This is a genomic window from Frateuria sp. (assembly GCF_013362045.1).
GTDB lineage: Bacteria > Pseudomonadota > Gammaproteobacteria > Xanthomonadales > Rhodanobacteraceae > Frateuria_A.
Window position 1 is genome coordinate 1 of record NZ_JABFWW010000145.1, and the last position, 10,038, is coordinate 10,038.

General features: G+C 69.4%; 7 protein-coding genes and 1 pseudogene. 5 read left to right on the forward strand and 3 right to left on the reverse strand.

Annotated elements, in window-relative coordinates; genetic code table 11:
• Both coxB and HOQ08_RS06955 read right to left on the reverse strand, forming a co-directional pair.
• The coding region (gene coxB, locus HOQ08_RS06950; RefSeq protein ID WP_291192680.1) for a cytochrome c oxidase subunit II at positions 1-882 on the reverse strand (882 nt) is incomplete at its 3' end.
• A 20-nt stretch (positions 883-902) separates the two neighbouring features.
• Positions 903-1,343 carry a DUF2244 domain-containing protein gene (locus HOQ08_RS06955; RefSeq protein WP_291192692.1) on the reverse strand — a complete coding sequence of 147 codons (441 nt, stop codon included), beginning with the start codon at positions 1,341-1,343 and terminating at the stop codon, positions 903-905.
• Positions 1,344-1,665: 322 nt separating this feature from the next.
• Here HOQ08_RS06955 and putA point away from each other — a divergent pair, with 322 nt between their 5' ends.
• The 3 genes from putA (at position 1,666) to HOQ08_RS06970 (ending at position 7,091) form a co-directional block, all read left to right on the forward strand.
• Entirely contained in the window at positions 1,666-4,821 is a 3,156-nt protein-coding gene (putA, locus tag HOQ08_RS06960) for a bifunctional proline dehydrogenase/L-glutamate gamma-semialdehyde dehydrogenase PutA (RefSeq protein ID WP_291192682.1), read from the forward strand.
• Between the two features lie 372 nt (positions 4,822-5,193).
• The gene (locus HOQ08_RS06965) at positions 5,194-6,597 is read left to right on the forward strand and encodes a coniferyl aldehyde dehydrogenase (RefSeq protein WP_291192684.1); all 1,404 of its coding nucleotides are present in this window, start codon (positions 5,194-5,196) and stop codon (positions 6,595-6,597) included.
• Positions 6,598-6,902: 305 nt separating this feature from the next.
• Entirely contained in the window at positions 6,903-7,091 is a 189-nt protein-coding gene (locus HOQ08_RS06970) for a hypothetical protein (protein WP_291192686.1), read from the forward strand.
• A gap of 55 nt (positions 7,092-7,146) precedes the next feature.
• Here HOQ08_RS06970 and HOQ08_RS06975 read toward each other — a convergent pair whose 3' ends face one another.
• On the reverse strand, positions 7,147-8,649 hold the full coding sequence (locus tag HOQ08_RS06975) for an outer membrane protein transport protein (protein WP_343203815.1): 1,503 nt from the start codon (positions 8,647-8,649) through the stop codon (positions 7,147-7,149).
• Positions 8,650-8,847: 198 nt separating this feature from the next.
• Here HOQ08_RS06975 and HOQ08_RS06980 point away from each other — a divergent pair, with 198 nt between their 5' ends.
• Together HOQ08_RS06980 and HOQ08_RS06985 are read left to right on the forward strand one after the other, a co-directional pair.
• Positions 8,848-9,135 carry a YcgL domain-containing protein gene (locus tag HOQ08_RS06980; RefSeq protein WP_291192690.1) on the forward strand — a complete coding sequence of 96 codons (288 nt, stop codon included), beginning with the start codon at positions 8,848-8,850 and terminating at the stop codon, positions 9,133-9,135.
• A gap of 142 nt (positions 9,136-9,277) precedes the next feature.
• Positions 9,278-10,038 (forward strand): annotated as a pseudogene (locus HOQ08_RS06985) (hypothetical protein); the annotation flags it as partial.

Consider the following 10,038-nt stretch of genomic DNA (forward strand, 5'->3'; position numbering starts at 1 on the left):
CGAAGCCGGCGCCGGCGTCGCGGGCGTGGCCGGCGGCGCCTTGCCGGCGGCCTCCTGCTCGGCCAGCCACTTGGCGAACTCGGCCTTGGGCAGCGCCTTCACCACGATCGGCATGAAGCCGTGGTCCTGGCCGCACAGCTCGGCGCACTGGCCGCGGTCGGTGCCCGGTTCCTTGATGTTGGTCCAGGCCGCGTTGACGATGCCCGGGATGGCGTCGATCTTCCAGCCCAGCGCCGGCACCCACCAGGAGTGGATCACGTCGCCGGCGGTGATCACGAAGCGGATCTTGGTATCGACCGGCACCACCAGCGGCTTGTCCACGTTGAGCAGGTAGGTGTTCTCGTCGCCCACCTTGACCGCATGCGGATCGAGGCCCGAGCGCAGCTGCCGGGTCTCGTTGCTCTGGTCGTCCAGCTTGGACATGAAGCCGACCTTGTCGATCGCCTTGCCCTGGTAGTCGACGTAGTCGTAGCGCCACTTCCACTGGTAGCCGGTGACCTTGACGGTCATCTGCGAGCCGGTGGTATCGGCGAAGGAAACCAGGCCACCGGTGGCCATCCACGCCAGCACGATCAGGATGATCACCGGGATGGTCGTCCACACCACTTCCAGCATGGTGTTGTGCGACCACTTCTCCGCCACCGCGCCGCGCGATTTGCGGAAGCGGAACATGGCGATGAACATCGCGCCGAACACCAGCACGCCGATGGCGACGCACACACCGAGCGCGACGTTGTTGAGGAAGTACGGCTCGGTCGACCACTGGGTCACGCCGCGCGTCATGTTGAGCTGGCCGGGCTGGGGGTTGGCCCATGCCGAACCGGCCCACAGCGCACAGGCCGCTGCCGCCCACGCCTTGATCCTGATGCCGCCAGATGTCATGTCCTGCACCTTTGTTGTAGCTACCTGCACGGCTGGCCCTGCACGTCGGCCAGCAGCACCTTCAATTTTCTCGACAACTCGACGCGCTCCTCTTCGCCGAGGAATGCCCCGATCTCCAGCTCGCGTCCATGCGACCCCAGCAGCAGACGGTCGTGCCCGTTGCCGGGCGCCAGCCGCACGCGCACCCAGTAGGACTGGAAGCACGCGCGGCGTCGCCCGGGCTGCGAGCGCACTTCCAGCGACGAGGTGTCGAGGGTGATGCGTTCGCTGCGGTCGCCCGCGCGCCAGGCCTGCCGCAGGGCAAGGGCCATCGCGCAGGACTCGACCAGGGCAAACAGCGGAGCGAACACATTCCCCTGCCACGCGCCCAGCCCGGCCGTCGTCAGCGCCAGGGCCGCCAGCACCACGATCAAGCGACGCAGTCCGCGTCGGCTGAGTGCGCGATTGGGCCGTAGCCACATCGTCACGCACGGCAGGCCGGCGGCAGCTGGTCGAAGCACGATCATGGGGATCCGGCGTGCCTGGAACAGCGGAATGATAGGCCGTGGCATCGCCGCGAGGCAAGAATGTCGCACCCGGCTGACCTGAGCCACGGGGCGGCAAGGGCAAACGGAGAACGGGAAAATCGGCGGCGCGGAGGCGCGCGGCGGGCGATGTCTCCCTTTTTTCCGCTTCAACTATCCGCTGCCGCCCTGCCCGCCGCCGGCACGGGTGCGGGCGCCCGTGCGCGGGGCGTACAATCGCGCGCTCCCCGCCGCACGTGCGGCCTGCAATGACATCCCCGTGATCGAACCCATCCTCAGCCCCGAACTCCCTGCCGGCGCTTCGTCCGCCCGCGCGCGCATCACCGCCGCCTGGCTGCGCGACGAGACCGAGGCGGTCAACGACCTGCTCACGCAGGCCACGTTGCCCGCTGTCGAGCGCGAGCAGGTGATCGACCTGGCTGCCGATCTGGTCACCCGCGTGCGCGCCCGCGCCAAGGACCAGAGCGCGGTCGAGTCCTTCATGCGCCAGTACGACCTGTCCTCCGAGGAGGGCGTGCTGCTGATGTGCGTGGCCGAGGCGCTGCTGCGCATCCCGGACAAGGCCACCGCCGACAAGCTGATCCGCGACAAGCTCGGCGACGCCAACTGGAAGAAGCACCTGGGCCAGAGCGAGTCGCTGTTCGTCAACGCCTCGACCTGGGGCCTGATGCTGACCGGGCACCTGGTGAACCTGGCCGACGAGACGCGCCGCGATTTCACCGGCGCGTTCAAGCGCCTGGTCGCGCGCGCCGGCGAGCCGGCGATCCGCCTGGCCGTGCGCCAGGCGATGCGCATCATGGGCCACCAGTTCGTGATGGGCCGCAGCATCGACGAGGCGCTGGACCGCTGCGCCAAGAAGGAATACGCGATGTACCGCTATTCCTACGACATGCTGGGCGAGTCGGCGCTGACCGCCGAGACCGCCGAGCGCTACCAGGAGGACTACCGCCGCGCGATCGCCCGCATCGGCGCGCGCGGCCCGTTCGCCAACCACACCGACGCGCCGTCGATCTCGGTCAAGCTCTCCGCGCTGCATCCGCGCTACGAGGTGGCCAACCGCGAGCGCGCGCGGCGCGACCTCGCCGCCAAGCTGCTGGAGCTCTCGCAGCTGGCCAGAAGCCAAGGCATCGCGCTGTCGGTCGACGCCGAGGAGGCCGACCGCCTGGAGCTGTCGCTGGACATCATCGGCGACGTCTTCGCGCACCCGTCGCTGGAAGGCTGGAACGGCCTCGGCATCGTGGTGCAGGCCTACTCCAAGCGCACGCCGTTCGTGATCGACTGGCTGATCGAGACCGCGCGCGCCACCGGCCGGCGCTGGTACGTGCGCCTGGTCAAGGGCGCCTACTGGGACGCCGAGATCAAGCGCGCGCAGGAGAACGGCCTGGCCGGCTATCCGGTCTACACGCGCAAGCCGAACACCGACGTGTCCTACCTCGCCTGTGCACGCAAGCTGTTCGACGCGGGCGTGGAACTGATTTATCCGCAGTTCGCCACGCACAACGCGCACACCATCGCTGCCGTGCATCGCCTTTCCAAGGGCCGGCCGTACGAGTACCAGCGCCTGCACGGCATGGGCACCGACCTCTACGCCGAGGTGATCGGCTCGCAGAATCTGAACGTGCCCTGCCGCGTCTACGCGCCCGTGGGCACGCACGAGGACCTCTTGCCCTACCTGGTGCGCCGTTTGCTCGAGAACGGCGCCAACACCAGCTTCGTCAACCGCGTGGTGGACGAGAGCCTGCCTGTACGCGAGCTGGTCGCCGACCCGTGCGAGGTCGTGCGCAGCTTCGTCTCGATTCCCCACCCGCGCATCCCGCTGCCGGTCAACCTTTATGGCGAACTTCGGAAGAATTCCATGGGCGTGAACTTCTCCAACGACAACGAACTGCGTGCCCTTGCCGAAGCGGTCAACACGCACGCCGGCCCGTGGCAGGCCACCCCGCTGGTGCCCGGCGCGCAGGGCAGCGGCCCGACCGTCGAGGTCACCAACCCGACCGACCGCCGCCAGGTGATCGGCAGCTATGTCGCCGGCGACGCCGCGATGGCCGACAAGGCGCTGGCCAACGCAGTCGCTGCCCAACCGGGCTGGGACCGCCTGCCGGCCGCCAGCCGCGCGTCGATCCTGGAACACGCCGCCGACCAGTTGGAAGCCCGCCGCGGCGAGTTCATCGCGCTGTGCGTGCGCGAGGCCGGCAAGAGCCTTCCCGACGCGATCGCCGAGATCCGCGAGGCGGCCGATTTCCTGCGCTACTACGCCACCATGGCGCGCCGGCTGTTCGGCCAGCCCGAGCAATTGCCCGGCCCGACCGGCGAGAGCAACCAGCTTTTCCTGAACGGCCGCGGCGTGTTCGTCTGCATCAGTCCGTGGAACTTCCCGCTGGCGATCTTCCTGGGCCAGGTCTCCGCCGCGCTCGCCGCCGGCAATGCCGTGATCGCCAAGCCCGCCGAGCAGACCTCGCTGATCGGCTACATGGCGGTCAAGCTTCTTCACGAGGCGGGCATCCCGTCCGACGTGCTGCAGTACCTGCCGGGTGACGGCGCCGTAGTCGGCGCCGCGTTGACCCGCGACCCGCGCGTGGCCGGCGTGGCCTTCACCGGCTCCACCGAAACCGCCTGGGCGATCAACCGCGCGCTCGCTTCCCGCAACGCGCCGATTGCCGCGCTGATCGCCGAGACCGGCGGCCAGAACGCGATGATCGCCGATTCCTCCGCGCTGCCCGAGCAGATCGTCAAGGACGTGATCTCGGCCGCCTTCCAGTCCGCCGGCCAGCGCTGCTCGGCCGCGCGCGTGCTGTTCGTGCAGGAGGACATCGCCGACAAGGTGATCGGCATGCTCGCCGGCGCCATGGCCGAGCTCAGGGTCGGCGACCCGGGCCTGCTCTCCACCGACGTCGGCCCGGTGATCGATGCCGACGCGCTGAAGATCCTCGTCGAGCATGCCGCCCGCATGGACAAGGAAGCGAAGAAGATCGCCGAGGTGCCGCTCGATCCGGCGACCACCGGCCACGGCACCTTCTTCGCTCCGCGCGCCTACGAGATTCCGTCGCTGCAGACGCTCACCCGCGAGATCTTCGGCCCGGTGCTGCACGTGATCCGCTGGAAGGCCAGCGAGCTCCCCAACGTGATCGACCAGATCAACGCCACCGGCTACGGCCTCACGCTGGGCATCCACAGCCGCATCGACGACACGGTCAACTTCATCCAGAGCCGCGCGCGCGTGGGCAACTGCTACGTCAACCGCAACCAGATCGGCGCGGTGGTCGGCGTGCAGCCCTTCGGCGGCGAAGCGCTTTCCGGCACGGGTCCCAAGGCCGGCGGCCCGCACTACCTGCTGCGCTTCGCCGGCGAGCGCACGCTCACCATCAACACCACCGCCGCCGGCGGCAACGCCTCGCTGCTGACCATCGGCGAATAGGGCACGAGAAGCGCACGGCGATTCCGCCGCCGTGCGCTCCAAGCTGGTCATCGCACGAGCCCGCCGATGCGCGCAGCGATCGCCGCCGGCGCAGCTTCTATTTCACCCGACTGCTTCCGCCGAAAAGCACTCCGCCCAACGGCGCAGCGACACGGCGGCCCCAGGTACTGCCGGTCACCTATGAGCTAGGTAGCACGCCTGTCGATCCACAAGACCACGGCCGCGGCTGCCGTAAGGCCTCGCTGACAAAACACGGATCGCTTACCGACAGGCGACGAGCACCGCGCGCACTGGTCCGGCCTGCCATCGAAGCCATCGCTTGATGCTTGGCGAGACGTGCGACCATGAGCCTCACCTCACCAGGCGCACGCCATGGCTGACTCCGCCGAGCTGACGGCCACCCTGCATCGCATGCGCACCGCACAGGCGGCCGATCCCGTACCGGCCTGGCATGCCCGCGCAGGCCGGTTGAAGCGGCTCGCACGCATGCTGCGCGAGCAACGCGCGGCGTTCGCCGCGGCCATCGACGCCGATTTCGGCCGCCGCCCGATCGAGGAAACCGAGCTACTGGAACTCTTCCCCTCGCTTTCGGCGGTTCGCCATGCGCTACGCCACGGCCAACGCTGGATGCGCCCACGCCGGGCGTCGACCGCCCTGGTATTCCTGCCGGGGCGGAACCGGCTGCTGCCGCAGCCGCGCGGCGTGGTGGGCATCGTGGCGCCGTGGAACTACCCGCTGTATCTGGCCGTCGGCCCGCTGGTGGATGCGCTGGCCGCGGGCAACCGCGTGATGATCAAGATGAGCGAATACACGCCGCGCTTCTCGGCACTGTTCGCCGAACAGGTGGCGCGCTGCTTTGCCGACGACGAAGTGGTGGTGGTCACCGGCGATGCCGCGATCGCGCAGGCATTCACCGCGTTGCCGTTCGACCACCTGCTGTTCACCGGTTCGACCGCAGTGGGCCATCAGGTGATGCGCGCGGCCTCGGCCAACCTCACGCCGGTGACGCTGGAGCTCGGCGGCAAGTCGCCGGCCATCGTCGGGCCGGGCGCGCGTTTCGAGGCGGCGGTCGAGCGCATCCTGTTCGGCAAGCTGGTGAACGCCGGGCAGACCTGCATTGCGCCGGACTATGTATTGCTGCCGCGCGATCGCATCGCCGACTTCGTCGCTGCCGCGCGCACCGTCGCCGCACGGCTTTATCCCGACCTGGCCCGCAACCGCCAGTACGCCAGCATCGCCAGCGACCGCCACTACGAGCGCCTGCTCGCGCTGCGCGACGAGGCGTTGGCCGCCGGCGCACAAGCCGAGCCCCTGGGCGAGGGCGACGCGGCGCGCCGCGTGCTGCCTCCGACCCTGCTGACCGGCGTCGGCGAGGACACCGCGGTGATGCGCGAGGAGATCTTCGGCCCGCTGCTGCCGCTGGTGCCCTACGACGACCTCGACCAGGCGCTGGCCTGGATCGCCACGCGGCCGCATCCGCTGGCGCTGTACCTGTTCGAGCAGGACGAGCGGCTGATCGAGCGCGTGCTGGCGCGCACGCATGCCGGCGGCGTCACCATCAACGACACGCTCTACCACATCGCCCAGCACGGGCTGCCGTTCGGCGGCGTCGGCGCGTCGGGCATGGGCGGCTACCACGGCGAGGCGGGCTTCCGCACGTTCTCGCACCTCAAGCCGGTGTTCCGGCAGGCGCGCTGGAACGGGGCCGGACTGCTCAATCCGCCCTATGGCAGGCGCTTCGGCCGCATGCTCGACCTGCTGCTGCGGCGCGGATGAGCGCTGGCTGGAAACACCGGGCGACCGGATAGCCCGCGCCGACCGGCAGGCCCTGCCCCGACACGACGATGCCCGGCCAACGCGCGCCTCCGCATCGCCCGGATGCCTCACACCCCGCCGACAGGCAGCGGAGGACCCTCGACCAGAGGCAATCGGAGGCAGCCATGACCAGATCGCGACAATCCGATGGAGAGACGGCGCCCGTAGGCGTGGATGCAGGCCCCCAGAGCGGCGCAGGCGGCGCCGGCGGCGAGCCCAAGGGAGCGCAGTTGCAAGACGCGCGCTCCGCGCCGCCGGAAACGCCGGTGAAGGAGTCAGATGCTGCGCAGCGCGAGCATTCCTCGCAGAAGGCGCAGCCGGGCTATCGCGCGCGTCCTGCCGGCCAGAGCGGTCTGGGCGCACAGGAGGATCTCGCCTCGACCATCCGCGCACCGCAGGGCGAGGGCAACTACCTCGCCACCGACCAGGGCGACAAGCCGCTGCGCAACGGCTGACGACGGGCATAAAAAAACCTCCCCGCGCCAGGCGGGGAGGTTCTGTTCCGACGGATCAGAACTTGTACTGCGCCGACAGGCTGAGCAGGTTGCCGTAGTCGTCGAAGTTGCCCGTCAGCGTGTCGCCCGTGGGGCTGGTCGAGTTGACGTGCGCCTGGTTGACGAAGATGTGCGCGTACGAGGCGTTGAGCTCGAAGTGCTCGCTGGCCTTGTAGCCGATGCCCACCGCGGCGAACTTGCGGGTGGAGTCGGGCACGCGCGCCGTGCGGGTGGCGTTGTAGGTGGGCGTGGTGTCCACCGAGATGCCCGCACGCAGCGTCAGCTTGTCATTGACGTAGTAGTCGCCGCCGACCGCCGCGTACCAGGTGTTGCGCCAGTTGTAGGTTTCCACGCTGTCGGGCTGCGCCGGGTAGTTGCCGTAGTGCACGCGCAATTCCTTGAACACGTCCCACTTGGTCATGGCAACGTCGATGCCCAGGCCGAACTTCTCGCCCTGGTGCCAGTAGCTGGCGATGGCGGTGGCCGGGGTGGTGAAGTTGGCGGTGCCGGTGGTGTGCTGGAACGCCGGGATGCTGCCGGCCAGCGCCGGGTTGGACAGCATCAGCTGGTAGCCCGGCGTGGTGGTGAAGTTGCCGGTGCCTTCGAGCTTGTGGTCGATCTTGGAGCGGTAGCTCAGCGACAGCTTGTCGTTCGGCGTGAGCTTCCAGTAGCCGGCCAGCTGCCAGCCGTAGGCCCAGTCATCGCCCTTGATGCGGGCCAGCCCGTCCGCGCCCTGCGGGGTCAGCGCAGCGACGCCGGCGGCCGCAGCCTGGCCCTGCTGCACGGCCTGCTGGATCATCGCGGCGGCCTGCGCCGGCGGGATGAGACCTGCCGCCGCCGCGGCCTGGATCTGCGCCACGCCGGCGGCGGTCTTGGCCGCGATGCCCTGCTGCACGCCCAGGCCGATGGCGTTGTAGTTGATCGCGGAAGTCAGCTCCGCCGAGGTCCTCTGCGCAATCACGCTGGCGCCCAGCGCGAAGGTATCGGTCACGTCGAAGGAGCCCGACAGCGTGGCGTCCAGCGACTCGAACTGGGACTTGATGGCGTTGTAGCGGCCCATCCAGTTCTGGTCGTATTCGGTCTGGAAGCCGAACGGCACCGACAGGCCGAAGCCCAGGTGCACGCGGTTGGACACCTTGGTGGCGAAGAACAGCGCCGGGACCGGCAGCGTAGTGCCGCCGTCGCCGCCGTTGCCGCCGCTGATCGGGCGGCCCAGCGCGTCATGAGCAGTGCCGCTGAACTTGGTGCTGAAGTTGATCGCCGTGACGTCGGCCTGCAGGTAGGTGCCGTCCAGGTCGGTCATCGCGGCCGGGTTGTTGACCACCACCGAGGCGTCGCCGCCGGCGGTCGCCGAACCGGCATAGGCGCGGCCCATGCCCTTGGCGCTGTTTTCCTTCAGCTGGAAGGCACTGGCGTGGGCGCCTTCGGGCAGCGCCAGCGCGCCGGCGACGGCAAGGCTCAGCACGGCCAGCGCGAGCGGCCGGGCAGCGCCCGGGAGGGAACGAAAAGACATAGGCATTGCTTGCTCCTGCTTATCTTGGACGCGGCTCGGGGTGGACACGGGAATCGTCGTGACCGGCTTTTCATACGCTCGTTTGACGCCCCCGGGCGACACTCTGCCCAGCCACCCCAGGGCTTGCAAGTGCGACCGCAGCATTCGCAGTGCGCGCTGCTACCCTTCGCGCCCCCGTTCTCGCCATCGCCATCGGAGTCGCCCATGCACTGTTTCGTCTACTCCAGCCAGCGCAAACCCGACACCTACCTCTGGCTCGCCGCGCGCGACGAGTTCGGCGTGATTCCCGAATCGCTCTCGATGCTGCTGGGCGACCTGCGCTACGTGCTCGAAGTGCAGCTCGACGAAGTGCGCCGCCTGCCGCACGAGGACAGCCGCGTCGTGCTCGAACACCTGCGCACGCAGGGCTGGCACCTGCAGTTGCCGCCGCAGGAGACGCTCGCCGTGGCCAACCAGCTGCAGCGCAGTACGCCGGACGATCGCGACGCATGATCTGTGGCGCCGTGGTTAACGCGACGTTACCGTCTGGCGTTGCAACGCTTTCTATACTCGCGCCATGAATGAGCCCCGATCGCGCCGCCGCCCACCTTCCCTGCTCCGCGGAGCGGCCTGGTTCCTGCCCGGATGGATTGCCGTGGCGATTGCCGCGCTGGGAGTGCACCCGCTGGCGCTGATCCCGCTGCTGCTGGCCAATGCGCTGACCATGGCCGCGGTCTGCCACGCGATCGGTTTCGATCCGGAGCCGCGCTTCGGCCGCACGGTGCTGCGCCGTGGCGCTGCGCACCTGGTGATGTTCACCGGCTACGTGGCGCTGGTGTTCCTGCTGATCGCATGGCCGATGCTGCAGTTGCATCAGCAGCCGAGCCTCGGTGGCGTGCTGCTGCTGGCCGGTGCGCTGGTGGTCGCGCTGGTGGCGTTGTGGCGGGTGTGGCCGGCGTTCGGGCTGGTGTTCGTCTGGGACGATGCCTATCCGGCGCAGAGCGATGGTTCGTGGATATTCACCGCGACTGCGCGCAGCCTCGCCTTCGGCCGCCATCTGGCGCGCGAGGAGCGCTTCTTCAGCCATTTCCTGCCGGCGGCGTTCATGCTGCTGGTGCTGGCCTTCGGCGCCATCGCGCTGACCGGCCTCTACGGCGTGCTGCCGGCCGAGCTGCGCACCGCTGCCCTGGTGGTCTACGGACTGGCGGTGCTGCCGCTCGGTTGCCTGCTGATCGCCAACCGCACGCTGCGCGCCCTGCTGTGCGAACGCACGCGGCCGCGCCGCCGGGCCGACGACGCGCACCTGCCGTCCGACTTCCCCGCGACGACACCGCAGCCGGTCGCACTGAGCGAGGAGGAACGCACCGCCGGCGCACCCGTGCAGGGCGCGGCCCTGCTGGCCGCCGCACGCGAGGG